We start from the raw sequence: 25406 nt of genomic DNA, 5'->3' as shown, positions 1-25406 counted from the left end.
CGGGCGGCCTGCGCCGGGTCGCGATTACAGGCATGGGCACGATCAACGCGCTGGGGCGCGACGTGCCCTCGACCTTCGAGGCGATGCGCGAGGGGCGCTGCGGCATCGGCCCGCTTGATTTCCGCGATGTCGACCGGCTGGCGGTGAAGATCGGCGGGCAGGTCCGCGATTGGGAGGCGGAGACCTATTTCAACCGCCAGCAGATCGTCCTCTATGACAAGTTCACCCAGTTCACCCTGCTCGCCGCGCGCGAGGCGGTGGGGCAGTCCGGGCTGATCTTTGACGGGGAACTCGGCCTGCGCTCCGGGGTCGTCCTCGGCACCGCCGCCGGGGGCATGAACACCTGGGACGAGAATTACCGCACCGTCTATGAGGAGGGGAAGAACCGCGTCCATCCCTTCGTCGTGCCGCGGCTGATGAACAACGCCGCCGCCTCGCATCTCAGCATGGAATACGGGCTGATGGGGCCAAGCTTCACGGTGGCGACGGCCTGCGCCAGTTCCAATCATGCCATGGGCATGGCGTTCAACATGGTGCGCTCGGGTGCGGCGACGGTGATGCTGACCGGAGGCTCCGAGGCCATGCTGTGTTTTGGCGGCGTCAAGGCCTGGGAAGGGCTGCGCGTCATGTCGAAGGACGCCTGCCGCCCGTTCTCGGCCACCCGCAACGGCATGGTGCAGGGCGAGGGCGCGGGCGTTTTCGTCTTCGAGGATTGGGAACATGCGGTCGCGCGCGGCGCGGATATCCTTGCCGAGGTTGTCGGCTTCTCGATGTCGGCCGATGCGCAGGACATCGTCATGCCCTCGGCCATCGGGGCCGAGCGGACGATCACCGGCGCCATGCTTGATGCCCATATGCGCCCCGAGGAGTTCGGCTATATCAACGCCCACGGCACCGGCACGGCGGCGAATGACAAGACCGAATGCGCGGCGGTTGCCCATGCCTTCGGCCATCACGCCGACCGGCTGATGATCTCCTCGACCAAGTCGATGCATGGCCACCTGATCGGCGGCACCGGCGCGGTCGAGCTGCTGGCCTGCATTATGGCGCTGCGCGACGGGATCATCGCGCCCACGATCGGCTATGAGGAGCCGGACCCCGAATGTGCGCTGGACGTGGTCCCGAACGAGGCGCGCGAGGCAAAGGTCGGCGCGGTGCTGTCCAACGCCTTCGCCTTTGGCGGGCTGAACGCGGTCATCGCACTCCGCAAGGTCTGATTTCTTCGGGCCTTGTTCCCCTGCCGGCTTCGTCTAGGATCTGCGGCGAATTTCGGCAAGGAATGCACAATGTCTGAACAATCCCTCACCCGAGACCTGACGCAGAATCGCGAGTTCTGGCTGGGCCTTGGCTGGATGGCGCTCAGCATGTGCTCGTTCATCGGCATGTCCATCGGCTCGCGCGAGATGGCGGCGACGCTCTCGATCCGGCAGGTGCTGTTCTTTCGGGCGCTGGTGGGGCTTTTCGTCATCGCGCCCTTCCTGCCACGGCTCTGGCCGGAGCTTCGGCAGATGCGGCAGATCAGGACGCATCTTGCCCGCAACGTCGTCCATTTCACCGCGCAGTATTTCTGGACCATCGGTGTCGTTTTGCTGCCGCTCGCCTCGGTTTTCGCGCTGGAATTCACCATGCCGATCTGGGTCGCGTTCTTCGCCTGGGCGCTTCTGGGCGAGCGGCTGACCCGGACGCGGCTGCTCGCCAATCTCGGCGGGTTTCTGGGCGTCTTGGTGATCGTGCGCCCGGGCTTTGGCATCATCGAGCCCGGCGCGGGTTTCGTGCTGCTGGCCGCGATCGGCTATGGTCTGTCGCTGGTTCTGGTCAAGCGGCTGACGCGCGAAAGCTCGCCTGCCGCGATCGTCGTCTGGATGATCCTGATCCAGCTTCCGCTGGGCCTTCTTGCGGCGCTGACCGACTGGCGCCCGGTGGTCTGGGGCGACCTGCCCTGGATGGTGGTGGCGGGTGCGGGCGCGCTCAGCGCGCATTTCTGCATGGCGCAAGCGCTTCGCCGTCTGGACGCCTCGATCGTCATTCCGGTCGATTTCCTGCGCGTGCCGCTGGCCGCTATCGTGGGCTACCTGATCTACGCCGAGGCGATCGACATCTGGGTCTTTCTGGGCGCGGCGATCATCCTGATCTCGAACCTGCAAGCCGTCCGGGCCGAGCGCCGGACCCCTCGGCCCAGCTGAGCGGCGGGGCTTTCATCGCCCGGCGCAATGGCCTATCTGCCTTGGAGAAGCGCAAGGAAGGCACCCATGGCTAAGATCACCTATATCGAGCATAACGGCACCGCCCATGAAATCGACGTCAAGCCGGGCATGACGGTGATGGAGGGCGCGCGCGACAATGGCGTCCCGGGCATTGATGCCGATTGCGGCGGTGCCTGCGCATGTTCGACCTGCCATGTCTATGTCGCACCCGAATGGGTCGACCGGCTGCCGCCCAAGGATCCGATGGAAGAGGACATGCTGGACTTTGCCTATCAGCCCGACCCGGCACGCTCGCGGCTGACCTGCCAGTTGAAAGTCACCGAGGAACTGGACGGGCTGGTGGTGAACCTGCCCGAGCGCCAGATCTGAACCGCAGTAACGCGATCAGCTGCGGATCATCTCCAGTTCCGCAGCATCATCATCCGCCTCCGGTGCGTTGGAAGCCAGCACGCTGTCGAGGCAATAGTCGAACATTTCCCAGGCGATCTGCTGCGTGGGCCGGGGATCTTCCTTGATCCAGGGGTCCCGGTCGCGCGAGGCAAGGATGCTGCCCGCGCCCTTGATCAGGCAATGCAGCAGAATCAGGATCGCGGGAATGTCCGTATCCTTGCGCAGCTGGCCCAGTTCGCGCATCTCGTTCAGCTTGCGCGCGATCAGGTCACGCATTGAGATGGTGAAGCGATAGAGGGTGCTGTCAGGCTCGACCGGTCCGTTCAGGCCCTCGATGAGCAGCCGGAAAAGGGCAGGGTTGCCATCGGCCCATTTCGCATAGCTGCGTGCGAGCGAGCGAAGCTGGGCGTCCGGGCTTTCGATCCCGGCATCCAGCACGCCGCGCCGCAATTCGTCATTCAGCAGGACCACGGCCTGATAGAACAGCCCCTCGCGAAGGTCGTCGATCGAGGTGAAGTTGTTCTGAACCTCAGCCTCCTCGATATCGGCAAGGGCGGCTAGCTCCGCCAGCGAGCGGGGCAAGGCGCCCTGCTCGTCAAGCTTGTCTTTTGCAATCAGAATCAACTTCTGATATATGTTGCCTCGGTCTGTCATCTTAGACCTCACTGGACGCAACATTATTTCTAACACAGTTCCGACCTCGCGGAACTGTGTTTTTATGCTGCGTGCTCAGGCGTCGGCGCGTGCTTGCCGCTTGCGCTCATGCGGGTCGAGATGGCGCTTGCGCAGGCGGATGTTCTTGGGCGTCACTTCGACCAACTCGTCATCGTCGATATAGGCGATGGCTTCTTCCAGCGACATGCGGACCGGCGGCGTCAGGCGCACCGCTTCATCCGTGCCCGAGGCGCGCACGTTGGTCAGCTTCTTGCCCTTGAGCGGGTTCACTTCCAGGTCGTTGTCGCGGGAATGCTCGCCGATGATCATGCCCTGATAGACCTGCTCCTGCGCGCCGATGAACATCTTGCCGCGCTCTTCGAGGTTCCACAGCGCATAGGCGACCGAAACACCGTCCTCCATGCTGATCAGCACGCCCTGGCGGCGGCCCTGGATCGGGCCCTTATAGGGCGCCCAGCTGTGGAAGATGCGGTTCAGCACGCCGTTGCCACGCGTGTCCGTCATGAACTCGCCCTGATAGCCGATCAGCCCGCGCGAGGGGACATGGGCGACGATGCGGGTCTTGCCGTGGCCGGCGGGCTTCATCTCGACCAGATCGCCCTTGCGGTTGCCGGTCAGCTTGTCGATGACCGCGCCGGTATATTCGTCGTCGACGTCGATGATGGCTTCCTCGATCGGCTCGTGGCGGACGCCGTCGATCTCCTGGAAGATGACGCGGGGACGCGAGATCGAAAGCTCGAAGCCCTCGCGGCGCATGTTCTCGATCAGCACGCCCATCTGCAGTTCGCCCCGGCCCGAGACGATGAAGGCGTCGCCGCCGGGCGTGTCCTCGACCTTGATCGCGACGTTGGTTTCGGCCTCTTTCATCAGGCGCTCGCGGATGACGCGCGACTGCACCTTGTTGCCGTCGCGCCCGGCCAGCGGGCTGTCGTTGATGCCGAAGGTCACGCTGATGGTCGGCGGGTCGATCGGCTGGGCGGGCAGGGCGGCCTCGATCTCGGGCGCGGCCAGCGTGTCGGCGACGGTCGCTTTCGACATGCCGGCGATGCTGACGATGTCACCGGCGACGGCCTCGTCGATCGGCGCCTGCGTCAGGCCGCGGAAGGCCAGAACTTTCGAGATGCGGAACTGTTCGATCCGCTCGCCATCGCGCGACAGCGCCTTGATGGTGTCGCCGGCTTTCGCACGGCCCGCTTCGACGCGGCCGGTCAGGATGCGGCCGATGAACGGGTCGGAACCCAGCGTGGTCGCAAGCATCTGGAAGGGCTCTTCCTGACGCGCGATCTGCTTGGGCGGCTCGACATGCTTCAGCACCAGATCGAACAGCGCCGACATGTCCTTGCGCTCGCCTTCAAGGGTTTCGTCGGCCCAGCCGCCGATGCCCGAGGCGTAGAGATGCGGGAAGTCGAGCTGCTCGTCATTCGCGCCGAGGTTGGCGAAGAGGTCGAAAACCTCGTCCAGCGCCTTGTCGGGTTCGGCTGCGGGCTTGTCGACCTTGTTCAGCACCACGATCGGCTTCAGGCCGAGGGCCAGCGCCTTCGAGGTCACGAATTTGGTCTGCGGCATCGGGCCTTCGGCCGCGTCGACCAGCAGGCAGACGCCATCGACCATCGACAGGATGCGCTCGACCTCGCCGCCGAAATCGGCGTGGCCGGGGGTGTCGACGATGTTGATCCGCGTCCCCTTCCACTCGACCGAGGTGGCCTTGGCGAGGATGGTGATGCCGCGCTCGCGCTCGATATCGTTGCTGTCCATCGCGCGTTCCGCGACGGCCTGGTTTTCGCGGAATGAGCCCGACTGTTTCAACAGCTGATCGACGAGGGTCGTCTTGCCGTGGTCAACGTGGGCGATGATCGCAATATTGCGGATGTCCATGAGTGCTGGCCTTTGGATGAAGTTGCGCCCCCCTATCGCAGGAGGGCCCGAAAGACCAGCGGCAATCTGGATTTTACGCGGCGATCAACGCCCGCGCGCGGCGATCTGATCAATCAGCGGGCGGACGCCCGAAAGGTCATAGCCGGCCTGTGCAGCCGCCTCGATCAGGTTCGCCGTTGGCTCCTCGCCCGCGCGGCTCAGCGCCCAGAGCACGGTCGAGCGGTTGCCCGAGCGGCAATAGGCGATCTTGCGGCCGGGCAGCGCCAGCGCCTCGGCCTGCGCTTCGACCATGTCGGGCGTCACTTGTCCGGGCACGAAGGGGATCTCGCGATATTCCATCCCGGCCGCCTCGGCCGCGGCTTTCATCGCGATGCTGTTCTCATCCGGCCCGACTTCGGCATCGGGGCGGTTGTTGATCACGACGCGGAAACCCTCGGCCGCGAGCGCGGCAAGCTCCTCGGGATGGATCTGGGGAGAGACCGAAAGCTCGGGGGTCAGGGGGCGCAGGTCCATGGCAGGCTCCTTGGGCAATTGATCGGCCACGGATCACCAGCTTTCGCCCCGCTGTCAAGCGCGCGCGTGATCCGTGACGCAGATGTCAGCTGACGGGCAGGTTCGCCTCGACCAGTTGCGGCAGATCGGCATGGTCGTCGAAATAGGCGGCGTGGTGCAGATATTCGATATCCGACTTGCGATAACCCTTGGTAAACAACAGGAAGGGCACATCCGCGTTCTGGGCGCATTCGGCATCGAACTCGCTGTCGCCGACATAGAGACCGCGCGGATGGCGCGGATCCGCGCCCAGCCCCGCGAATGTCGCGAGCAGCGGTGCCGCATCGGGTTTTTTCTGCGGCAGCGAATCTCCGCAGATCACCTTTCCGAACAGGCCGGCAATCCCGAAATGGTCGAGGATCGCCAGGGTCGGACCGGTGGGCTTGTTGGTGCAAAGCCCCAGCGGATAACCGCGATCCGCCAGCGTGCCGAGGCTTTCGGCGACATGCGGGTAAAGCCGGGTCAGGGCGGTCGCCTCGTGATAGCGGGTCATGAAGGACGCGATGAGGTCGCGATGCGCCTCGACCGGCAGACCGGTCGCGGCGATCACCCGATGCCAGAGCAGGTCGACCCCGCCGCCGATGAAGCTGCGCACCTGATCCAGCGTCAGCGGGGCGACATGGTGAAGGCGCAGCACCGCATTGACCGTCGCATGGATGTCGGGGGCGCTGTCGATGAGGGTTCCATCAAGATCGAAGACGACCGGGCAGGGGGCAAGGCAGGTGTTCATCAGCTTCTCCACTTGATCGAGCAACCCATCGAGGGGACCTGCTCACGCGGACCATGGCCGGTTTCGGCGACAAGGGCCATGGCCTCGAAAAGTTCGCGCCGGGCTTCGGGATCGCCGGGCGTTCGGCCGGAACTGTCCAGCCTGCCGCGATACTGAAGCTCCAGCGCCGCGTTATAGCCGAAGAAATCCGGCGTGCATTGCGCATCATAGGCCCGCGCGACGGCCTGCGTCTCGTCATAGAGATAGGGGAAGCTGAAACCATGCTTCCGCGCCATCTCCCGCATCTCCTCCGGGCCGTCCTGCGGATAGGCCCCGACATCGTTCGAGGAGATGGCGACCACCCCGATCCCCAGCGCCTGCAGGGCCGCCGCGTCGCGCTGGATGCGGTCGATCACCGCCTGCACATAGGGGCAATGATTGCAGATGAACATGACGAGCGTGCCCTTCGGCCCGGCAATCCCGGCCAGCGTATGAAGCCGCCCGTCGGGATCCGGCAGGGTGAAGTCGGGCGCGGGGGCGCCAAACTCGCAGACTGGGGGACTGACCGCCATCGCTTGACCTTTCGCTGGTTGGTATTCGGGTCTTAGCATCCCGCCATGCCGATGCCGACACGGAAGGCGCGGGGTTTCTGCGAAAGTATGACTTCGGGGCGGTCGGCCTAGGCGCCGGGGAACGCTTCCCGCGCCACGCCCAGGGTGCGGATGCTGTCGCTTTCCAGCCAGACCGGGTTTTCCGCATACATGTCGTGGATCAATTGCTTGACCAGCCCAAGGTAGCGGGAATTGTCCCCCGCCCGATGGTTCAGGATGACCGGAGAGGTCGCGCGCGCGTTCTCGATCCGGCGATAGATCAGGTCCGACCGCATCTGCCGGGCCGAGGAGGGGATGACACAAAGCCCGGATTCGGCCGCGACCAGACCCAGCGCGGTCTGGATCTCGCGCACCTCCAGCACCTCGGCGGGGCGGATGCTTTCCTCCTGCATCAGGCTCATCACCTGATCGGCATAGCTGGGCCGCGGCTCCTTGGGATAGAGGATCAGCTTCTGCCCCTCCAGCGCGGCAAGCGGCAACGGGCCGTCATCGGTGGCCAGCGGCGTGCCCGGCGGAACGGCGAGGACCAGCCGCTCCTCGCGCAGGACGGTGCCGATCACGTTCGGATCGCTATGCCTGAGGCGGCCGAAGCCGATATCGATCCGGCCCTCCTTCAGCGCCGGGATCTGCTGGACCGACAGCAGTTCCAGAAGCTGGATGTCCAGTTCCGGCGCGCTCTGGCGCAGCTTCCTGACCAGCGAGGGCAGGCCGCCATAAAGCGTCGAGGCGACGAAGCCGATCGAGAACACATTGTTCTGGTTCATGCCGACGCGCCGGGTGGCGGCCTTCATCTGGTCGACGCGACCCAGCACCTGCAATGCCTGCTCATAGAAAAGCCGCCCGGCATCGGTCAGCCGGACCGGCCGCGACTTGCGCAGGATCAGGGTGACGCCCAGCTCCTCCTCGATCAGCTGGATCTGCCGGCTCAGCGGGGGCTGGGCGATGTTCAGCGCCTGCGCCGCGCGGGTAAAGTTGCGCTCCTGCGCGACGGCGACGAAATAGCGCAATTGGCGCAGATCCATGACGATCCCCCCGATGGTCGGGAACAAAATACTGCGATTTCCCGGTATCCGGCAGCCGGACAAGCGGCGGCAGGACAAGATAATTTTAGGTTAATACCTTGAGGGTATCATATCAAATGCAAATGGTGTTGGACTGGGCCGGGGGGCGGGCGGCACTCTCTGGGCATCATGAACCAGACATTCACACCCCTCACGCCCACCGCCTCCGTCAGCCCCGTCATTGAACGGGTCGAGACGCTGTTGGTCGACCTGCCGACGATCCGGCCACACAAGCTGTCGGTCGCGACGATGAACGGCCAGACCCTCATGCTGGTCAAGGTGCATTGCAGCGACGGCATCACCGGCATCGGCGAGGGCACCACGATCGGCGGGCTGGCCTATGGCCCCGAAAGCCCCGAGAGCATGAAGCTGGCGATCGACACTTATTTCTCGGCGGTGATGATCGGCGAGGATGCGACCCGCGTGCAGGCGCTGATGGCCCGCATCGGCAAGATGGTCAAGGAGAACCGCTTTGCCAAAAGCGCGATCGAGACCGCCCTGCTGGATGCGCATGGCAAGCGGCTGGGCCTGCCGGTCAGCGAGCTTCTGGGCGGGCGTCGGCGCGACCGGCTGCCGGTCGCCTGGACGCTCGCCTCGGGTGATACCACGCGCGACATTGCCGAGGCGGAGAAGATGCTCGCCCTGCGCCGTCACCGCATCTTCAAGCTGAAGATCGGTGCGCGCGGGATCAAGGAAGACATCGCCCATGTCGCGCGGATCAAGCACGCGCTTGGCGACCGCGCCGCCGTCCGGGTCGATGTGAACATGGCCTGGAGCGAAACCGAGGCCGCCTTCGGCATGGCCGCGCTGGCCGATGCCGGCTGCGAGCTGGTCGAGCAGCCGGTCGCCTCGACCACGGCGCTTGGCCGGCTGGTGCGGCGCTTTCCGCTGGCGCTGATGGCGGACGAGTCGCTCAGCGGCCCGCAATCGGCCTTCGAGATCGCGCGGGTTCAGGGCGCCGATGTCTTTGCCGTCAAGATCGAGCAATGCGGCGGCTGCTTCAACGCGCTGCGCGTGGCGGCGATCGCCGACGCGGCCGGGATCGGTCTTTATGGCGGCACCATGCTGGAAGGCGCGGTCGGCACCATCGCTTCGGCGCATGTGTTCTCGACCTTCGCCAATCTGCAATGGGGCACCGAGCTTTTCGGCCCGCTGCTGCTGACCGAGGAGATCCTGCGCAAGCCGCTGGATTACAGCGAATTCGAACTGACCATCCCGAATGGTCCCGGACTGGGGATCGAGCTTGACGAGGACAGGGTGGCGTTCTTCGCCCGCGACGGCCTCGCCCGCAAGATCCACCCGGCCGGCTGAGGAGGAAAGCCATGCTGTTTCATGTGCGGATGGATGTGAAGATCCCCCACGACCTGCCCCCCGCCGAAGCCGCCGAGATCATCGCGCGCGAGAAGGCCTATGCGCAGGAGCTGCAGCGCAGCGGCAAATGGCGCCATATCTGGCGGATTGCCGGGGAATACGCGAATTTCAGCGTCTTCGACGTTCGGGACAATGCCGAGCTGCACGAGGTTCTCTCGGGTCTGCCGCTGTTCCGCTTCATGCAGATCGAGGTGCGGCCCTTGCTGCGCCATCCGTCCTCGATCCGCGAGGGTGACGCCTAGACCATTCCCAACGGGCCGGCGGAGGGGCCGGCCCACCCAGTTTCAAATGCGAATCCAGGAGGAGAAACCATGACCGTCCAAATCTTCGACCGACCCGATGTGCAGGAATTCCTGAAGGTGCTGAGCGGCCTCGACAATGGCAAGGGCGATCCGCGCATGAAGCAGATCGTGCATCGCCTGATGTCCGACCTGTTCAAGGCCATCGACGATCTCGACATCACCCCGGACGAATACTGGACCGGCGTGGCCTGGCTGAACGATATCGGCGCCACCGGGCAGGCGGGGCTGATCTCGCCCGGTCTCGGGGTCGATCACTTCATCGACGAGCGGCTTGACGCCATCGACGCCTCGCTGGGGATCGAGAACCCGACGCCCCGCACCATCGAAGGCCCGCTCTATGTCGCCGGCGCGCCGGAATCGACGGGGTTTGCCCGGCTGGATGACGGCACCGATACGAATGGCCATACGCTGATCATGCATGGCACGGTCCATGACGCGGATGGCAAGCCGCTGCCCGGTGCCAAGGTCGAGGTCTGGCACTGCGATACCCGCGGCTTCTATTCCCATTTCGACCCGACGGGAAAGCAGGCGCCCTTCAACATGCGCCGCACCATCATCGCGGACGAGAATGGCCGCTACAAGTTCCAGAGCATCCTGCCCAGCGGCTATGGCGTGCCGCCCGGCAGCCCGACCGAAAGGCTGCTGACCGCGCTTGGCCGCCACGGCCAGCGTCCGGCGCATATCCATTTCTTCATCAGCGCCGACGGCCATCGCAAGCTGACCACCCAGATCAATATCGAGGGCGATCCGCTGATCAATGACGACTTCGCTTATGCCACCCGCGACGGGCTGGTGCCGAAGGTCGTCGAGCGCAGCGACGAGGCCAGCATCCACGCCAACAACCTGAACGGGCCTTTCGCCGAGATCTCGTTCGACATCCACCTGACCGCGCTTGTCGACGGGATCGACAATCAGGTGAACGAGCAGCGCAAGCGCGCCGCCGCCTGACCAATAGCCCAGGACGGCCCGCCAGACGCCGGCCGTCCGACCCCGAACCCACCCGAAAATTCACCGACATCTGGCAAGGGCCCGCGCGGAAGGCGCGACCCTTGAGGGAGGAAGCTCATGTCCGCGATTATCGACAAGGCCCGGGATCTGGATCACCTGCTTGCCCATGCGGTGCAGGACGACCACGAGGCCGGCCTGTTCCGCTGCCGCCGCGACATCTTCACCAACGAGGATCTGTTCGCGCTGGAGATGAAACACATCTTCGAAAGCAACTGGGTCTATCTGGCGCATGAAAGCCAGATCCCGGAAAACAACGACTATTACACCACCCATATCGGCCGTCAGCCGGTGGTCATCACCCGCGACAAGACGGGCGAACTTCATGCGGTGATCAATGCCTGCGCCCATAAGGGCGCGATGCTCTGCCGCCGCAAGCAGGGCAACAAGGGCAGCTTCACCTGTCCCTTCCACGGCTGGACCTTCTCGAATACCGGCAAGCTTCTGAAGGTGAAGGACGCCAGGACCACGCAATATCCCGAGGCCTTCGGCAAGGACGGCTCGCATGACCTGACCCGCGTGGCGCGGTTCGAAAGCTATCGCGGCTTCCTGTTCGGCAGCCTCAGCGCAGATGTCGCCCCGCTGGAGGAGTTTCTGGGCGAAGCCCGCGTCATCATCGACCAGATCGTCGATCAGGCCCCTGAGGGGCTGGAAGTGCTGCGGGGCAATTCCTCCTATATCTACGACGGCAACTGGAAGTTGCAGATGGAGAATGGCTGCGACGGCTATCACGTCAGCTCGGTCCACTGGAACTATGCGACCACCATGGACCGCCGCAGCGAGACCGGCACCAAGGCCGTCGATGCCAACAGCTGGAGCAAATCGGTCGCCGGGGTCTATGGCTTCGAGAACGGGCATATCCTGCTCTGGACCAAGACCCGGAACCCCGAAGTGCGCCCGGTCTGGAACCGCCGCGAGGAGATCGCCGCGCGCCTGGGCGAGGTCAAGGCGGATTTCATCGTCAACCAGACCCGCAACCTCTGCCTCTATCCGAACGTGTTCCTGATGGACCAGTTCAGCACCCAGATCCGCGTCGTCCGCCCGCTGGGCGTCGACAGGACCGAGGTGACGATCTTCTGTTTCGGACCCAAGGGCGAAAGTGCCGAGGATCGCGCCAACCGCATCCGGCAATACGAGGATTTCTTCAACGTCTCCGGCATGGGAACCTCGGACGATCTTGAGGAATTCCGCGCCTGCCAGACCGCCTATACCGGCACCGTTGCGCTGTGGAACGACATGTCGCGCGGCGCGCCGCTATGGATCAACGGCCCCGACGACAATGCCCGCCGCATGGGTCTCAGCCCGCTCATCTCGGGCGAGCGCAGCGAGGACGAGGGGCTGTTTGTCTGCCAGCACGAATACTGGGCCGACGTCATGCGCGCCGCTTTGGCCGCCGAAAAGACGGGAGCAGCGGCATGAGCCTCGATCACGACGCCAGCGGCACCAGCCTCGGCTATGATGCCATCTGCGCCTTTCTCTATCGCGAGGCGCGGCTTCTGGACGACCGGCATTGGGACGAGTGGCTGACCTGCTATGCGCCCGACGCGACCTATTGGATGCCGGCATGGGACGATAACGACCAGATCACCGAGGATCCGCAATCCGAGATCTCGCTGATCTATTATCCCAGCCGCGAGGGGCTTGAGGACCGGGTGTTCCGCATCAAGACCGAACGCTCGGGCGCATCGACGCCCGAGCCGCGCACCAGCCACAACGTCACCAATGTCGAGGTCGTGGCGGACCGGGGGGCCGAGGTCGACATCCGCTACAACTTCAACACCCTGAACCACCGCTACAAGGTCACCGACCAGTTCTTCGGCACCGTCTTCGTCACGCTGCGCCGTGGCGGCGAGGGTCTGCTGATCTCGGCGAAGAAGATCGTCCTGAAGAACGACTACATCCGGCAGGTCATCGACGTCTACCACGTCTGATCACCCGGCCGGCCCAGCACAACCGCAAGGAGGAGAAGGGGGCCATGTGTTACAGGATCGCACTGAATTTCGAGGACGGGATCACCCGTTTCATTGACTGCAAGGCCGGCGAGAAGGTGCTTGATGCGGCCTTCCGCAATAAGATCAACCTGCCGATGGACTGCTCGGACGGCGTTTGCGGCACATGCAAATGCCGCGCCGAAAGCGGCAGCTACGACATGGGCGAGGATTATATCGAGGACGCCCTGACCGAGGACGAGGCGGCCGAGGGGCTGGTCCTGACCTGTCAGATGGTGCCAGAGGCGGATTGCGTGATCTCGGTCCCGACCTCGTCGGGGGCCTGCAAGACCGGGCAGCAGAAATTTGCGGCGACGGTGGCCAAGGTCGAGCCGCATCAGGATGCCGCCATCGTGCTGGAACTGGATGTGGAGGAGGGCGCGCCCGTCTTCCTGCCGGGGCAATATGTCAATATCGACGTGCCGGGCAGCGGGGCCAACCGCTCCTATTCCTTCAGCACCGCGCCGGGCGAGACGCGGCTGGGCTTCGTGATCAAGAAGATCCCCGGCGGGCTGATGAGCGGCTGGCTGGCCCGCGCCAAGCCCGGCGACCGGCTGGAGCTGACCGGCCCGATGGGCAGCTTCTATCTGCGCGAGCCGCAGCGCCCCCTGCTGTTTCTGGCCGGGGGGACGGGCCTCGCGCCCTTCCTGTCCATGCTTGAGGTTCTGGCCCGCGCCGGCTCTGAACAACAGGTCCATCTGGTCTATGGCGTGACCCGCGACCTCGATCTGGTGCTGGTGGACCAGATCGCCGCCTATGCCGAAAGGCTGGCGAACTTCACCTTTGCCACGGTCGTGGCGGACGAGGCCTCGAGCCACCCGCGCAAGGGCTGGGTGACGCAGCACATGCCCGAGGAGATGCTGGCGGCTGGCGAGGTCGACATCTATCTTTGCGGCCCGCCGCCGATGGTCGATGCCGTGCGCCATTACCTCGACGAAAGCGGGGTGAAGCCCGCGAGCTTCCATTACGAGAAATTCACCCCCAACGCGCCCCTGAAGGCCAGCGCATGAGCGGGCGGATCTTTCCCGGCCGCTTCGACGGCAAGGTGATCGTCGTGACCGGCGCCGCGCAAGGCATCGGCCGTGCCGTGGCCCTGCGGGCCGCCGCCGAGGGCGGGCGCGTCCTGTTCGTCGATCGTGCCGATTTCGTGGGCGACGTCGCCGCCGAGGCCGGGGGCGGGGCGGCGGCCTTCAACGCCGATCTCGAGACCTGGGAGGGGGCGGAGGCCGCGATGCGCTTTGCCGCCGAGCGTTTCGGCGGCATCGACATCCTGATCAACAATGTCGGCGGCGCGATCCGCATGCGCCCCTTTGCCGAGTTCGAACCAGCCCAGATCGACGCCGAGATCCGGCGCTCGCTGATGCCGACGCTTTATGGCTGCCGGGCGGTGCTGCCGCATCTGCTGGTGCGGGGCCGGGGCACCATCGTCAATGTCTCCTCCAATGCGACGCGCGGCATCTATCGCGTCCCCTATTCGGCGGCCAAGGGCGGGATCAACGGGATCACGCAATCGCTGGCGATGGAACTGGCCGGACGGAACATCCGCGTGGTCGCGACTGCGCCGGGCGGAACCGACGCACCGCCCCGCCGCGTGCCCCGCAATGCCGAGGGCGACTCGGCCGGGGAAAAGGCCTGGATGGCCGAGGTGGTCGAGCAGGTGAAGCAGTCGAGCTTCATGCATCGCTACGGCAGCATCGAGGAACAGGCCGCCCCGATCCTTTTCCTGGCCTCGGAGGAGGCATCCTACATCACCGGCAGCATCATGCCCGTCGCGGGAGGCGACCTGGGCTGATCGGAAATCCGGCCGACAACAAACAAGGGAGGAGCAAGAATGCGCAATATCGACGTGAGCGACGCGATAGACAGGGGCCGCTTTGGCCGCTTCCAATGGATGGTGGTCGCGCTTTGCGGGGCGCTGCTGGTGGTCGATGGCTATGACGTCTTCGTCGCCGGCACCGTGCTGCCGACGCTGATCAGGGAATGGGACCTGACCAAGCCGCAGGCCGGCGCGCTTCAGGCCTGGGCGCTCTTCGGGATGATGTTCGGGGCGCTGGTCCTCGGGCCGCTGGCCGACAGGATCGGGCGCAAGAAGGGCATCGGGCTCAGCTTCCTGCTGTTCACCAGCGCGACGCTGCTGACGGGCTTTGCCAACACGCCCGAGCAGTTCAAGGTCTTTCGCTTCATCGCGGGTCTGGGCTGCGGCGGCTTGATGCCGAATGCCGTGGCGCTGATGAACGAATACGCGCCAAAGCGCATGCGCGGGACGATGGTGGCGCTGATGTTCTCGGGCTATTCGATCGGTGGCATGGTCGCGGCGGCCATGGGGATCGGGCTGATCCCCAGCTATGGCTGGAAGCCGATGTTCTTCATCGCCGCCGTGCCCTTGGTGCTGCTGCCGCTGATCCTGTGGCGCCTGCCCGAATCCCTAGGCTTCCTGATCCGCCAGGGCAAGCAGGAGGAAGCGCGCCGCATCTTTGCGAAGGTCCAGCCCGAGACCCGGCTCTCGGAGGGCGACAGGCTGGTGTTCAGCGAGGTGAAATCCACCTCCGCCTCGATGGCCGAACTGTTCCGCCACCAGCGCGGCTTGCGCACGCTGATGCTGTGGCTCTCGTTCTTCTGCTGCCTCCTGCTGGTCTATCTGCTGTCGTCCTGGCTGCCCAAGGTGCTGCAGGAGGCCGGCTATGCCGAGAAGGCGAGCCTGCTCAGCCTCTTCTCGCTCAATTTCGGCGGCATGGCCGGGGCGATTGCCGGGGGCTGGCTGGGTGACCGCTTCGGGCTGCCGAAGGTGGTGATCGGCTATTTCGCCGCCGCCGCGGTCTCGATCGCGCTGGTCGGCTTCAATCCGGCGTCCGGGCTGCTGTTCCTTCTGGTCTTTGTCGCCGGCGCCACGACCATCGGCACGCAGATCCTGCTTTATGCCAGCGTCGCGCAGCTTTACGACCTGTCGGTCCGCTCGACCGGGCTGGGTTGGGCTTCGGGCGTAGGCCGGATCGGGGCGATCGTCGGGCCGACGCTGGGCGGCGTGCTGCTGGCAAAGCAATTGCCGCTGCAACAGAACTTCCTGATCTTCGCGATACCTGCCGCCCTCTCGGCCGTCGCGATGCTGGTCTTTGCCATGAGCAATGCGCGCCGGGCCGAAACCCCGGAACTCGCCCGCGCCTGATCCGATCCGACCTGCATGAGGCGCACCGGCGCGGGCTGATCGGCCGCGCCGGTGTCTTGGCGTCGCGATCGGGCGGAGCATGGCATTTCCTTTGAGGTAGGCGGAGAACAAAGGATGTTCTCTTTGTTACCACGGCTTTGGAATGGCATGGGGGAATGCAGAGGAAGATATTCGGGAGGAGAAGAGGGCCGGGGCAATCGGCCGCAAGCATGAGGAGCAGGGGCAGTGCCTTCACCCGATCATCCGCAGGAACCGGCTTTGGCAGGCGGACATGACCAGATCCTCGTCTGCTCGTTCCATACCCCCGACGACTATTACGCCGAGGCGGCCGAGCGGCTGCGCGGGTCGCTCTCGGGGCTTGGCATTCCCCATCACATCGCCGAGGTCGCCAAGGCGCCGGGCGAGGAATGGATCGAGCTTTGCCGCAAGAAGATCCCATTCCTGCATTCGGTCTGCGAAGAGAACCCGGACAAACGGATCTTCTGGATCGACGTCGATTGCGACATCGACTATCTGCCGCGCTCGGTCTCGGATTTTTCCGCTGACATCATCGGCTTCCAGCGCGGATTCAATACACCGCTGCGGATCGGCTATGGCCACAGCGCCCGCTTCTGGGAGCCGTGCTTCTGGGGGATCAACCGGACGCCGGCCGCGCGCGGCTATATCGCGGATGCGGCGCGTGCTTCGGCCAGCATGACGATCCGCGCGACCGACGACTATTTCTTCGAGGAGGCATGGCGACGCAATGCCGAGCGGCTGAGCTTTCAGGTCATCCCCTCATCCATGCTGGGCGGGCGCTCGGCGCAGGAGGAAGCGGGCGAGCGGCCGTTCTTCTTCTTCGGGTCGAGTGGCAATGTCGCGAGCTTCAAGGGCCTTGCCGCCCAGCATATCCGCAAGGGTCGCCCGGCCAGTGTCAAGCCCGTCGCCTCGGGCGGCGGCGTCAGGTCGATCGCGCTCCAGACGGCGCGGCAGGTGCATGGCGCGCTGCCGACGCTGCTTGCCGCCCCGCTCAGGCGATTTTCGGACCGGATCGGCGTGACCGAGTTCCTCTCGCCCAGCCTGCCCGGCAAGGGGGGCGGGCTGTCGCCCAACAGCATCTATCACCTCATCCATGAGGCCCGGGACGGCAAGGCCGACGCCGTCCGCCAGCGGATCGACGAAATCGCCGCCCGCCGCCTTCCGGCCTCGACCGACCTTGCCGTCATCGCGGCGGCGAATGCCTTCCTCGAACATGCAGAACAAGGGCAAGGGCCCGAGCTGCGCCTGCATTGGTGGGACAAGCCCTATCCGGGCAATTACGGCGACTGGCTGTCGCCGCTGATCCTTGGTGAGATGACCGGCCGTCCGGTGCGTTTCCAGCGCCATGACGAGGCCGAGGCGCCGCCGCATCTGATGGCGGTGGGTTCGATCGGGCGCTTTGCCCAGACCTCCTCGATCCTTGTCGGGACCGGGATCAGCCGCAGTGACGCGTCCCTGGCGCCGGATGCGACCTATGTGTCACTGAGGGGGCCTTATTCGGCGCAGGCGGTGGCCGCGGCGGGCGGACCGCGGGTCCAGCGCTTTGGCGATCCCGCGGTGATCCTGCCCCGGCTGTTCCCGCTGGACCTGCCCGCGCGCGGCAATGGCAGGCTGGCGCTGGTCCGGCATTTCTCGCATCGCGGCATCGCGCTGCGGATGCCGGAACTGCTGGACGAGTTTTCGGTCCTGCGCTCGGGGCGCGCGGCGATCCTGTCGCTGATCGGGAAGCTTGCGGAATATGACGCGGTGCTGACCAGCGCGATGCATGTCTATATCACCTGCCAGGCCTATGGCATCCCGGTCGGCCTTGTGACCTTCGAGGGTTATGAGGACGCGGTCCACGGCGATCAGGTGAAATATCGCGACTATGCCGCGGGCGTCGGCCTGCCCGAGCGTCTGCCCGTCGCCATCGGCCATGATCTGCGCCGCCGCAAGCTTGCCGACCTGATCGAGCATGACCGCATCCCCGCGACCGCGATGGACGAGGTCGAGGCGGCGCTGCGCGATGCCGTCACCCTTTTCGATCTTGCCGAAACGGGGCCGAGGGCAAGACGCATGGCGATGTCATGAAGGATCTGGAAGCACCGCTTCAGCCGCGCGTCCGCTCGGCCAATCCACGCATTCCGCCGCCGGTGGCACGCGCCGGATGGCGGATGCGGCACAGCCTCGTCACGCTGAGCTTCGTGCTTGGCTTCCTGCTGCCTTCGGCGCTGGTCGGAACCTATATGTTCGCGATCGCGCGGGACCAGTATGTGTCGGAAGTGTCCTTCGTGGTGCGCGATGACGAGGCCACCAGCCTTGGCCTGCTTGCGGGGCTTGGGCTGCCTTCGGCGGGCAGCGCGACGACGGATGCGCGGATGCTCTACGAATACCTGCGCAGCCCGGGCTTTGTCGCCGAGCTGGACCGCGAGGTGGATCTGCGCGCCATCTATACCCGCGCCACGGGTGATCCGGTCTTTGCCCTGAAGCAGGGCGCGAGCCTTGAGGAACTCGTCGCCTACTGGCGGCGCATGGCGACGATCAGCGTCGATTCCGCGAGCGGGATGATCGGCATTCGCATCCGCGCCTTCGATGCCTCGGACGCGCGCCGCATCGCAATCGCGCTGCATGACGCGGCGGGGCGCCTCGTCAACACCGTCTCGGGCGAGGCGCGGGCCGGAACTCTGCGCTATGCCGAGCGCGACCTTGCCCAGACCGAACAGAGGCTGACCGATGCCCGCCTTGCCATCTCGCGCTTTCGGGACGAGCACAAGCTGATGGACCCGCAGGCGGCGCTGAACATCAACGCGTCGGTCATTGCCGGGCTGTCGCAGGAACTGACCGAGGCGATCATCCAGGCCGAGACCCTGCGCGAGCAGGGCACCGCCGATATCCGGCTTGCCCAGGTGCAGAAGCGGATCGAAGTGCTGCGCAATCGCCTGCATGAGGAACAGCAAAGCTATGTCGGCGCGTCAGGCGACAATACCAGCTTCAGCGCGGTTCTGGACGGCTATACCAAGCGCGTCCTCGACCTCGAACTGGCCGAGAAAAGCTATGCGCTGGCGCTAGCGGGGGTCGAGGCCGCGCGGTCGAAGGCGGGGCAGGATAACCGCTACCTCGCCACCTTCGTCCAGCCTTCGCTGCCCGAAACCGCGACACGGCCGCGCCGGGTGATGATCACGGCGCTGGCCACGGTCTTCATCTTCATCGCCTGGCTCAGCGTGGTGCTGATCAGCATCAGCAATCGCGACCGCTCGAAATGATCCGGCTGGAGAACCTGTCGAAAAGCTTCACCGTCAATGGCCGCACGACGGTCGTGGCGCGCGAGATCAGCGTGACCTTTCCCGACCGGGCGGCGATCGGGCTGCTCGGCCATAACGGCGCGGGCAAGTCCACGCTGCTGCGCATGATCGCGGGCGTGGTGCGACCCGATCGCGGCTCGGTCGTCAAGACCGGGACGGTGTCCTGGCCAGTGGGTTTCTCGGGCAGCTTTCACCCGGACCTGACCGGCGCGCAGAATACCCGCTTCATTGCCCGGGTCTATGACGTGGATGCCGAGGCGCTGCTGGAGTTCGTCGCGGGCTTCTCGGATCTGGGCCATCACCTTCACCTGCCGTTTCGGAACTACAGTTCGGGCATGCGCTCGCGCCTCGCCTTCGGCGTCTCGATGGGCATTCATTTCGATACCTATCTGGTCGATGAGGTGACGAGCGTTGGCGACGGCTATTTCCGCGAGAAGAGCAAAGCCTATTTCCGCAACCGGCTGCTGAACAGCGGGACGGTCATGGTCTCGCATTCGATGAGCATGATCCGCGCGATCTGCGATGCGGCGGCGGTGCTGCATCAGGGGCGGCTGACCTATTACCCCGATGTCGAGGAGGCAATCGCCGTCCATATGGCCAATATGGGCGGGGTCGAGGACATGGACGACGATGATTGACCTGACCCGCCACCCGATGAGCCGGATGAAAGGGCTGCGCACCATCGGCGCGCTGATCTTTCGCGAGATGGCGACCTCCTACGGCAAGTCGCCCGGCGGTTTCGTCTGGACCATCCTCGAGCCGGTGGGCGGCATCGCGCTTTTGACGGTGATCTTTTCGCTTGCCGTGCGCGTCCCGCCGATCGGGTCCAGCTTTGCGCTGTTCTATGCGACCGGACTGTTGCCCTTCCTGATGTTTCTGGATGTCAGCCGGAAGATCGCGCAGTCGCTTTCCTTCTCCAAGCAGTTGCTTTTCTATCCGGGCGTGACTTTCACCGACGCGATCTTCGCGCGCTTCACGCTGGCCTGCGTGGTCCATGCCATCGTCTTCGTCACGGTCATCTGCGGCATCGTCCTTTATGACGATGTCGAGCTGATCATCGACCTGCCAAGGATCGTCGCCGCCTTTTTCCTGGCGGCGGGCTTGGGACTTGGGGTCGGCTGCATGAACTGCTTCCTGATGCGCCGCTTTCCGATCTGGGCCAATGTCTGGGCGATCGTGACCCGGCCACTATTCCTCGTCTCGTGCATCTTCATCCCCTTCGATTCGCTGCCCGAGGGGTTCCGGTCGATCCTGTGGTTCAACCCGATCGTGCATATCGTGGGCCTGAATCGCGGCGGTTTCTATTCGACCTATCGCGCCGAATATGTCGAGCCGGTCTATGTTGCGCTGGTCGCGGCGCTGCTGTTCGGCGCGGGCCTCGCGCTGCTGTTCCGCTGGCACCGCGACCTTGTCCTGCGCTGAGGCGCTGGGTCAGAACCCACCCGGATGGGGGGCGGTCCGCGCCGCCGCCATCGCCGCCAGCCGCTGCTGGCTTGTGGTGATCATCCCGCGATAGCGCCGGTTGCTGAAGCCCCATGCGGTCGAGGAGAGCGCGTCGCAATGATCGACCAGAAAGGGCAGGGTGGTCACGGCGCGCATTTCCGGCATCGCCTCCAGATGCGCGTCGATGGTGACGCCGCGCAGCCCGTGATCGTCATAACGCCAGCCGGCCAGCCGCTCCAATGCGCGGCGGTTCACGATGTTGAAGACCATGCCGGTGGTGCGGTTCAGGTGCAGGAAGGTCTCGCCCCGGAAATCCTCGACCCGATGTGCGCTGTAGCCCTGCCGCACATGCGTCGAAAGGCCCGAGAAGACGTCCCAGTCCCGACCGTCCAGATAGGCCATCACCTTCTCCAGCCGGATCTCGAAATCGGGCGCGATCTCGACATCGTCCTCGCAGAAGATCGCGCGCGAGAAACCGCGGGCAAGGCAGGCCTGCGCCATGGCGCGATAGCCGATGGCCGCGCCGATCCAGCCCGGATCCTGACGAAGCCCGTCGCAAAGCAGGAAGCCGCGCGGCCCCTGCTCAAGGAAGAACTGGCGCCGCGACCGGACCTCGCCAAGGCTGAGGCAGAGCCGGGGCATGTTGCCCGCCGAGGCCGGAAATTCGGGAACCAGCGAGCGCCAGTCGACCGCATCCGGGTCAATGGCCCGCGTGGCCAGAAGGAAGCGATAGATGCCAAGGGCGAAGCCGTCGAGGCCGCCCGCGGCCAGGAACAACCGGTCGCGCTCGATCCCCATTGCCGCCAGTTTCTGATAGCGATCCGGGCAAAGCTCGATCACGGCCTGAGCGCCGCGGCTGTGAAGCGCGATCTGCGCGAGATGTGGCCCGGCCTTGCGCGACAGGATCAGGACATCATTGGCCCCGTAGCTTTCGCTCGGGCCGAGATCGGGGTCGATATGGAACCGCGTCACCGCGGCCCTCGTCCGCGCCGGAACCACCCGGCGACCCGCCCGCCGCAAAACGCCGGTCAGGCATTCCTGCAGGTCCGGGCGCTTGCCGCTGATCGAGACCTCCGCCGTGATCGGGGAGGGGGCCCAGCCGCCGCCTTGCGTCTTGGGGAAGCGCAGGCGCGAATAGATGCCCGAGACGCCTTCGTCCTGCAGTATTTCGGTCAGCCTGATGATCCGCATCGCAACTCCCTCCGAAATGGATCAGAGAACTCAGGAAAAGTAGTCTAGAAACTGCGGAAAAACGATGGTTAACAAATGTTTAACTTGAACGCGAAACAGGTGTTTCGATCCGGCTGCGCGCACCCGAGGGGATATCCGATCTCCCGCTGCGCAGGCCCGGAATATCGGCCATATGCGCCGAATCGGGTGTCAGCGGTTCGACCTCGGCTTGCCACAGATGGCGGTCGCGGCCGTCCATCAACTCGGCAATCGCGCTTTGGGGCGAATGGGTCAGAACCCTCAGCGGGATGCCATTGATGCTGGGCACCTCGCCCGTCCTGCGGTCGATCAGCCGGACGGAAAAGAGCTGTTCGCCCGTGGTGCTGCCGGTCATTACGGTCGCTGCGATGAAGCGGTTCATCTTCTCGTGCCTCCCATGTTTCGACAGTGTTGCCTTGTCCCACGAGTATACACGACCAACACTATCGACAATAGTGTTAAATGAGGTGATACTGCGAAAACGATATCCGAACGCGTGAAAGGCGGATGAATGCTGAATCTCGATCTGATCGACAGAAAGATCGTCGCCGAACTGATGCACGATGCGACCCTTCCCATTGCCCAGATTGCCGAAAAGGTCGGTCTGTCGCAGACCCCGTGCTGGAAACGCATCCAGAAGCTGGAATCGCAGGGCGTACTGACCCGGCGGGTGGCGCTGGCCGATCCGGGCAAGCTGGGCTTCGGTATCCTCGTCTTTGTCGAGATCGAGGCGCCCAATCATTCCCACGAATGGCGGCAGGATTTCACCAGCGCGGTCGCCGGTCTGCCCGAGGTGATGGAGGTCTATCGCATGGCCGGGCGCATGGACTACATGCTGCGCGTCGCGGTGCCGGACATGGACGCCTTCGACCGCTTCTATAAACGGTTGACGGACGCGGTGCCGATCAAGAACGTGACCTCCCATTTCTCGATGGAGCGGATCCGCTTCAGCACCGCCTATCCGGTCGATACGCGCAACCGCTGAAAGAAAGTGGCTGCCTATTCGGCGGCCACGGTTTCCTCGGCCAGCAGGGGCAGCAATTCCCGGCCCTGTTTGCGGATCTCGGACAGATAGGGCGTGTCCGAGAGGATGAATTTGGTGATCCCGATCTCGCGGTATTTCCGCAACGATGCGGCGACCTCCTCGGCCGAGCCGACCAGCCAGGTCGTCGCGGCGCCGCCTGCGCCGAACCGGCCCGGCGTGGTGTAAAGGTTCTCGTCCAGAACCTCTCCCTTGGATTGCAGGTCGAACAGGCGTTGCTGGCCCTCGGCCACGACGCGGCGATGATCGTGCCAGCCCGCCCCCTCGATCTCGGCCATCTTCGCGACCTTGGCCTCGGCATCGCGCCATGCCTCGGCGCTGGTCTCGCGGATGAAGGTGGTGACGCGCAGGCCGAATTGCAGCGGCGGCAGGTCGCGGTCAAGCTCGCGTGACAGCGCGCGCAGCCGCGAGATGCGGTCGCGGATGCCCTCGCGCGGCTCGCCCCAGAACAGCTGGACATCGGCCTCGGTCGCGGCGACGCGCTCGGCCGCCTCGGATGCGCCGCCGAAATAGAGGGGCGGGTGCCGGCGCCCGTCGCGCGGCGTGATGCGCGGCTCGGCGGTCGAGGCAGTCACGGTGTAATGCTCGCCCCGATGGGTCACGTCGCGCTCGGTCCAGAGCCTGCGGACAAGCTGCATGAACTCCTTCGTTCGGCCATAGCGATGCGCCTGATCGCCCTCGCTGTCGCCATAGGCCTCGAAGTCATCCTTGCCCGAGACGACGTTGATCCTGACCCGCCCGCCGCTGAGATTGTCGAGCGTCGCTGCCGCCGAGGCGAATTGCGCTGGCTGCCAATAGCCCGGCCGGATGGCGATCAGCGGATTGAACCGCGTCGTTCGGGCGGCCAGCGCGGTCCCGACGGTGAAGCAATCCGGCCGGCCCCAGCCTGTCCCGAGCAGCGCACCGGCCCAGCCGCTATCCTCGACGGCCCTTGCCTGCTCGGTCAGGGTGTCGAGGCTGTTGTGATCCGCGTCAGCCTCGTCGCCGCGGTGGCCGGCCACGGCCTGATTGGGGATATACCAGAGGAATTCGGCATTGCTCGTCATGGGATAGGTCCTGAAGGAATTGGACGAAGGGTTCAGCGCTGCGCCCCCCAGCGGCGGACGGTCACGCGCTCGACCGTGGAAAAGACGACGTTCTCGATCAGAAGGCCGATGATCACCACCATGGCGAGACCGGCAAAGACCTGATCGGTGTAAAGCTCGTTCCGGCTCTGGAAGATGAACCAGCCAAGCCCGCCCCGGCCCGAAGATGCGCCAAAGACCAGCTCCGCCGCGATCAGCGTCCGCCAGGCGAAGGCCCAGGCGATCTTCAGCCCCGAGATGATCGAGGGCAGGGCCGAAGGGATCAGGATCCGAAGGACGAAGCGCCAGCCCGTCAGGCCATAATTGCGCCCCGCCATGCGGAGCGTCTCGGGGACGGCCTGAAAGCCCGAGAAGATGTTCAGCGCCAGCGGCCAGAGAACCGAATGGACCAGCACGAAAATCAGGCTGGCCTGACCCAGCCCGAACCAGAGCAGCGCCAGCGGCAGCAGCGCAATCGCCGGCAGCGGGTTGAACATCGCCGTCAGGGTCGAAAGCAGGTCACGCCCGATCTGCGTCGAAACCGCCAGCGTGGTCAGCAGGAAGGCCAGCACGATCCCGGCGAGGTAGCCCTGCATCAGCACCGTGACCGAGGTTGCCGCCCGCTCCAAGAGCACGCCGTCGCGGATGCCGCCGACGAAGGCCTTTGCCGTCGCGCCGAAGGTCGGCAGCAAAAGGGGGTTCGCCTGCAAGCGCGCCACCACCTCCCAGACCAGCGCGATCGCGGCCACGATCACGAGGCGCCGCAGCCAGTCCTGCGACCAGAGCCTGCGGGCAAGGGGGATGCGCCGCTCGACCGGCGCTTCGACGAAGGGGGGCAGTTCGATCTGGTATTCGGGCCGGACGGGCGGGGTCAGCATCATCGTCATCGGCTCAATCCCCGGCCCCGGTTTCGTCTGGCTCGGCGAAAAGCATGTCATGGATGCGCCGGGTCGCCTGCTGGAAGGTCTTGCCGCCGATGCTGTTCAGATCCCAGTCATGGCAATTGATCTCGGCCCGGACGCGGCCCGGACGGGGCGATAGCAGCGCGACGCGATTGCCGACCACCAGCGCTTCCTCGATGGAATGGGTGACGAAGACCAGCGTGAAGCGCACCTCATCCCAAAGCTGCAGCAATTCCTCCTGCATCTTGCGGCGGGTCAGCGCGTCGAGCGCGGCGAAGGGCTCGTCCATCAGCAGCACCCGAGGCTTCATCGCCAATGCGCGCGCGATCGCCACGCGCTGCTTCATCCCCCCGGAAAGCTGGTGGGGATAGGCGTCCTCGAAACCGGCAAGGCCGACGCGCGCAATGCTGTCGATGGCGCGCCCGCGCGCCTCGTCCCTGGAAACGCGCCGCGTCGAAAGCAGCGGGAACATGACATTGCCCAGCACGGTTTTCCACGGCGGAAGCTGGTCGAATTCCTGAAACACCACGATCCGGTCGAC

The 25406-nt window shown here is 65.1% G+C and carries 27 protein-coding genes; 16 read left to right on the top strand and 11 right to left on the bottom strand.

The features are described from left to right. Positions 1-8: 8 nt before the first annotated feature. From VNQ78_RS18175 to VNQ78_RS18165, 3 genes are all read left to right on the top strand, one after another. Positions 9-1217 carry a beta-ketoacyl-[acyl-carrier-protein] synthase family protein gene (locus tag VNQ78_RS18175; RefSeq protein ID WP_325692472.1) on the top strand — a complete coding sequence of 403 codons (1209 nt, stop codon included), beginning with the start codon at positions 9-11 and terminating at the stop codon, positions 1215-1217. A gap of 69 nt (positions 1218-1286) precedes the next feature. Next, positions 1287-2183, top strand: a complete 897-nt coding sequence (locus VNQ78_RS18170; RefSeq protein ID WP_325692434.1) for a DMT family transporter — start codon at positions 1287-1289, stop codon at positions 2181-2183. 66 nt (positions 2184-2249) lie between these two features. Further along, complete coding sequence (locus VNQ78_RS18165; RefSeq protein WP_325692432.1) at positions 2250-2573, top strand: 2Fe-2S iron-sulfur cluster-binding protein; 324 nt, start codon at positions 2250-2252, stop codon at positions 2571-2573. Between the two features lie 15 nt (positions 2574-2588). Here the strand turns inward: VNQ78_RS18165 and VNQ78_RS18160 are convergent, their stop codons facing one another. The 6 genes from VNQ78_RS18160 to VNQ78_RS18135 all read right to left on the bottom strand — a co-directional run bounded on the left by VNQ78_RS18160 (position 2589) and on the right by VNQ78_RS18135 (position 8038). Then, the gene (locus tag VNQ78_RS18160) at positions 2589-3218 is read right to left on the bottom strand and encodes a hypothetical protein (RefSeq protein ID WP_325692430.1); all 630 of its coding nucleotides are present in this window, start codon (positions 3216-3218) and stop codon (positions 2589-2591) included. A 105-nt stretch (positions 3219-3323) separates the two neighbouring features. Next, positions 3324-5144 carry a translational GTPase TypA gene (gene typA / locus VNQ78_RS18155; RefSeq protein ID WP_325692428.1) on the bottom strand — a complete coding sequence of 607 codons (1821 nt, stop codon included), beginning with the start codon at positions 5142-5144 and terminating at the stop codon, positions 3324-3326. 84 nt (positions 5145-5228) lie between these two features. Beyond that, positions 5229-5657: a TIGR01244 family sulfur transferase gene (locus tag VNQ78_RS18150; protein WP_325692426.1), complete on the bottom strand. Its 429-nt coding sequence runs from the start codon at positions 5655-5657 to the stop codon at positions 5229-5231. Between the two features lie 85 nt (positions 5658-5742). Next, the gene (gph, locus tag VNQ78_RS18145; RefSeq protein ID WP_325692424.1) at positions 5743-6426 is read right to left on the bottom strand and encodes a phosphoglycolate phosphatase; all 684 of its coding nucleotides are present in this window, start codon (positions 6424-6426) and stop codon (positions 5743-5745) included. After that, positions 6426-6977, bottom strand: coding sequence for a thioredoxin family protein (locus VNQ78_RS18140; RefSeq protein ID WP_325692422.1), 552 nt, complete (start codon positions 6975-6977; stop codon positions 6426-6428). The genes gph and VNQ78_RS18140 overlap by 1 nt, the downstream gene beginning before the upstream one ends. 107 nt (positions 6978-7084) lie before the next feature. After that, positions 7085-8038, bottom strand: a complete 954-nt coding sequence (locus VNQ78_RS18135) for a LysR family transcriptional regulator (RefSeq protein WP_325692420.1) — start codon at positions 8036-8038, stop codon at positions 7085-7087. Positions 8039-8206: 168 nt separating this feature from the next. Here VNQ78_RS18135 and VNQ78_RS18130 point away from each other — a divergent pair, with 168 nt between their 5' ends. The 12 genes from VNQ78_RS18130 (at position 8207) to VNQ78_RS18075 (ending at position 20627) form a co-directional block, all read left to right on the top strand. Beyond that, entirely contained in the window at positions 8207-9388 is a 1182-nt protein-coding gene (locus VNQ78_RS18130; RefSeq protein WP_325692419.1) for a muconate/chloromuconate family cycloisomerase, read from the top strand. 11 nt (positions 9389-9399) lie between these two features. After that, entirely contained in the window at positions 9400-9690 is a 291-nt protein-coding gene (gene catC, locus VNQ78_RS18125; RefSeq protein ID WP_325692417.1) for a muconolactone Delta-isomerase, read from the top strand. A gap of 69 nt (positions 9691-9759) precedes the next feature. After that, complete coding sequence (gene catA, locus VNQ78_RS18120; RefSeq protein WP_325692414.1) at positions 9760-10698, top strand: catechol 1,2-dioxygenase; 939 nt, start codon at positions 9760-9762, stop codon at positions 10696-10698. 117 nt (positions 10699-10815) lie between these two features. After that, positions 10816-12174: a Rieske 2Fe-2S domain-containing protein gene (locus VNQ78_RS18115; protein ID WP_325692412.1), complete on the top strand. Its 1359-nt coding sequence runs from the start codon at positions 10816-10818 to the stop codon at positions 12172-12174. Further along, positions 12171-12686, top strand: coding sequence for a benzoate 1,2-dioxygenase small subunit (gene benB, locus VNQ78_RS18110; protein ID WP_325692410.1), 516 nt, complete (start codon positions 12171-12173; stop codon positions 12684-12686). The genes VNQ78_RS18115 and benB overlap by 4 nt, the downstream gene beginning before the upstream one ends. A 44-nt stretch (positions 12687-12730) precedes the next feature. Then, on the top strand, positions 12731-13753 hold the full coding sequence (gene benC, locus VNQ78_RS18105; protein ID WP_325692408.1) for a benzoate 1,2-dioxygenase electron transfer component BenC: 1023 nt from the start codon (positions 12731-12733) through the stop codon (positions 13751-13753). Next, positions 13750-14535, top strand: coding sequence for a benzoate diol dehydrogenase BenD (gene benD, locus VNQ78_RS18100; protein ID WP_325692406.1), 786 nt, complete (start codon positions 13750-13752; stop codon positions 14533-14535). The genes benC and benD overlap by 4 nt, the downstream gene beginning before the upstream one ends. Positions 14536-14574: 39 nt before the next feature. Then, the gene (locus VNQ78_RS18095; RefSeq protein WP_325692404.1) at positions 14575-15906 is read left to right on the top strand and encodes an aromatic acid/H+ symport family MFS transporter; all 1332 of its coding nucleotides are present in this window, start codon (positions 14575-14577) and stop codon (positions 15904-15906) included. Between the two features lie 258 nt (positions 15907-16164). Then, positions 16165-17994: a hypothetical protein gene (locus tag VNQ78_RS18090; RefSeq protein WP_325692402.1), complete on the top strand. Its 1830-nt coding sequence runs from the start codon at positions 16165-16167 to the stop codon at positions 17992-17994. Then, positions 17991-19166, top strand: a complete 1176-nt coding sequence (locus tag VNQ78_RS18085; protein ID WP_325692400.1) for a sugar transporter — start codon at positions 17991-17993, stop codon at positions 19164-19166. The genes VNQ78_RS18090 and VNQ78_RS18085 overlap by 4 nt, the downstream gene beginning before the upstream one ends. Next, on the top strand, positions 19163-19843 hold the full coding sequence (locus VNQ78_RS18080) for an ABC transporter ATP-binding protein (protein ID WP_325692398.1): 681 nt from the start codon (positions 19163-19165) through the stop codon (positions 19841-19843). Before VNQ78_RS18085 ends, VNQ78_RS18080 begins: the two co-directional genes overlap by 4 nt. Then, the gene (locus VNQ78_RS18075; RefSeq protein ID WP_325692396.1) at positions 19836-20627 is read left to right on the top strand and encodes an ABC transporter permease; all 792 of its coding nucleotides are present in this window, start codon (positions 19836-19838) and stop codon (positions 20625-20627) included. The genes VNQ78_RS18080 and VNQ78_RS18075 overlap by 8 nt, the downstream gene beginning before the upstream one ends. Before the next feature lie 9 nt (positions 20628-20636). On the opposite strand, the gene VNQ78_RS18070 is transcribed toward VNQ78_RS18075, so the two are convergent. Then, positions 20637-21839: a hypothetical protein gene (locus VNQ78_RS18070; protein WP_325692394.1), complete on the bottom strand. Its 1203-nt coding sequence runs from the start codon at positions 21837-21839 to the stop codon at positions 20637-20639. A gap of 79 nt (positions 21840-21918) precedes the next feature. After that, positions 21919-22239, bottom strand: a complete 321-nt coding sequence (locus VNQ78_RS18065) for a hypothetical protein (protein ID WP_325692392.1) — start codon at positions 22237-22239, stop codon at positions 21919-21921. 129 nt (positions 22240-22368) lie between these two features. On the opposite strand from VNQ78_RS18065, the gene VNQ78_RS18060 reads away from it, so the two are divergent. Further along, on the top strand, positions 22369-22842 hold the full coding sequence (locus tag VNQ78_RS18060) for an Lrp/AsnC family transcriptional regulator (protein WP_325692390.1): 474 nt from the start codon (positions 22369-22371) through the stop codon (positions 22840-22842). A gap of 14 nt (positions 22843-22856) precedes the next feature. Here the strand turns inward: VNQ78_RS18060 and VNQ78_RS18055 are convergent, their stop codons facing one another. From VNQ78_RS18055 to VNQ78_RS18045, 3 genes are all read right to left on the bottom strand, one after another. After that, positions 22857-23945, bottom strand: coding sequence for an LLM class flavin-dependent oxidoreductase (locus VNQ78_RS18055; protein WP_325692388.1), 1089 nt, complete (start codon positions 23943-23945; stop codon positions 22857-22859). 32 nt (positions 23946-23977) lie between these two features. Next, a complete protein-coding gene (locus tag VNQ78_RS18050) occupies positions 23978-24850 on the bottom strand; it encodes an ABC transporter permease (protein ID WP_325692386.1) in 873 nt (290 codons plus the stop codon). Positions 24851-24854: 4 nt separating this feature from the next. After that, a partial coding sequence (locus tag VNQ78_RS18045; RefSeq protein WP_325692384.1) for an ABC transporter ATP-binding protein occupies positions 24855-25406 on the bottom strand: 552 nt, incomplete at its 5' end.

This window comes from Paracoccus sp. (in: a-proteobacteria), from assembly GCF_035556475.1.
Classification (GTDB): Bacteria; Pseudomonadota; Alphaproteobacteria; order Rhodobacterales; family Rhodobacteraceae; genus Paracoccus.
This window is presented reverse-complemented; position numbering and strand designations above follow the sequence as displayed.

Excerpts from the sequence above, each read along its gene's own strand:
- VNQ78_RS18170 (WP_325692434.1), top strand. The coding sequence starts at position 1,287 with ATGTCTGAACAATCCCTCACCCGAGACCTGACGCAGAATCGCGAGTTC.
- VNQ78_RS18165 (WP_325692432.1), top strand. The coding sequence starts at position 2,250 with ATGGCTAAGATCACCTATATCGAGCATAACGGCACCGCCCATGAAATC.
- typA (WP_325692428.1), bottom strand. The coding sequence starts at position 5,144 with ATGGACATCCGCAATATTGCGATCATCGCCCACGTTGACCACGGCAAG.
- VNQ78_RS18150 (WP_325692426.1), bottom strand. The coding sequence starts at position 5,657 with ATGGACCTGCGCCCCCTGACCCCCGAGCTTTCGGTCTCTCCCCAGATC.
- gph (WP_325692424.1), bottom strand. The coding sequence starts at position 6,426 with ATGAACACCTGCCTTGCCCCCTGCCCGGTCGTCTTCGATCTTGATGGA.
- VNQ78_RS18140 (WP_325692422.1), bottom strand. The coding sequence starts at position 6,977 with ATGGCGGTCAGTCCCCCAGTCTGCGAGTTTGGCGCCCCCGCGCCCGAC.
- VNQ78_RS18135 (WP_325692420.1), bottom strand. The coding sequence starts at position 8,038 with ATGGATCTGCGCCAATTGCGCTATTTCGTCGCCGTCGCGCAGGAGCGC.
- VNQ78_RS18130 (WP_325692419.1), top strand. The coding sequence starts at position 8,207 with ATGAACCAGACATTCACACCCCTCACGCCCACCGCCTCCGTCAGCCCC.
- catC (WP_325692417.1), top strand. The coding sequence starts at position 9,400 with ATGCTGTTTCATGTGCGGATGGATGTGAAGATCCCCCACGACCTGCCC.
- catA (WP_325692414.1), top strand. The coding sequence starts at position 9,760 with ATGACCGTCCAAATCTTCGACCGACCCGATGTGCAGGAATTCCTGAAG.
- VNQ78_RS18115 (WP_325692412.1), top strand. The coding sequence starts at position 10,816 with ATGTCCGCGATTATCGACAAGGCCCGGGATCTGGATCACCTGCTTGCC.
- benB (WP_325692410.1), top strand. The coding sequence starts at position 12,171 with ATGAGCCTCGATCACGACGCCAGCGGCACCAGCCTCGGCTATGATGCC.
- benC (WP_325692408.1), top strand. The coding sequence starts at position 12,731 with ATGTGTTACAGGATCGCACTGAATTTCGAGGACGGGATCACCCGTTTC.
- benD (WP_325692406.1), top strand. The coding sequence starts at position 13,750 with ATGAGCGGGCGGATCTTTCCCGGCCGCTTCGACGGCAAGGTGATCGTC.
- VNQ78_RS18095 (WP_325692404.1), top strand. The coding sequence starts at position 14,575 with ATGCGCAATATCGACGTGAGCGACGCGATAGACAGGGGCCGCTTTGGC.
- VNQ78_RS18085 (WP_325692400.1), top strand. The coding sequence starts at position 17,991 with ATGAAGGATCTGGAAGCACCGCTTCAGCCGCGCGTCCGCTCGGCCAAT.
- VNQ78_RS18080 (WP_325692398.1), top strand. The coding sequence starts at position 19,163 with ATGATCCGGCTGGAGAACCTGTCGAAAAGCTTCACCGTCAATGGCCGC.
- VNQ78_RS18075 (WP_325692396.1), top strand. The coding sequence starts at position 19,836 with ATGATTGACCTGACCCGCCACCCGATGAGCCGGATGAAAGGGCTGCGC.
- VNQ78_RS18070 (WP_325692394.1), bottom strand. The coding sequence starts at position 21,839 with ATGCGGATCATCAGGCTGACCGAAATACTGCAGGACGAAGGCGTCTCG.
- VNQ78_RS18065 (WP_325692392.1), bottom strand. The coding sequence starts at position 22,239 with ATGAACCGCTTCATCGCAGCGACCGTAATGACCGGCAGCACCACGGGC.
- VNQ78_RS18060 (WP_325692390.1), top strand. The coding sequence starts at position 22,369 with ATGCTGAATCTCGATCTGATCGACAGAAAGATCGTCGCCGAACTGATG.
- VNQ78_RS18055 (WP_325692388.1), bottom strand. The coding sequence starts at position 23,945 with ATGACGAGCAATGCCGAATTCCTCTGGTATATCCCCAATCAGGCCGTG.
- VNQ78_RS18050 (WP_325692386.1), bottom strand. The coding sequence starts at position 24,850 with ATGACGATGATGCTGACCCCGCCCGTCCGGCCCGAATACCAGATCGAA.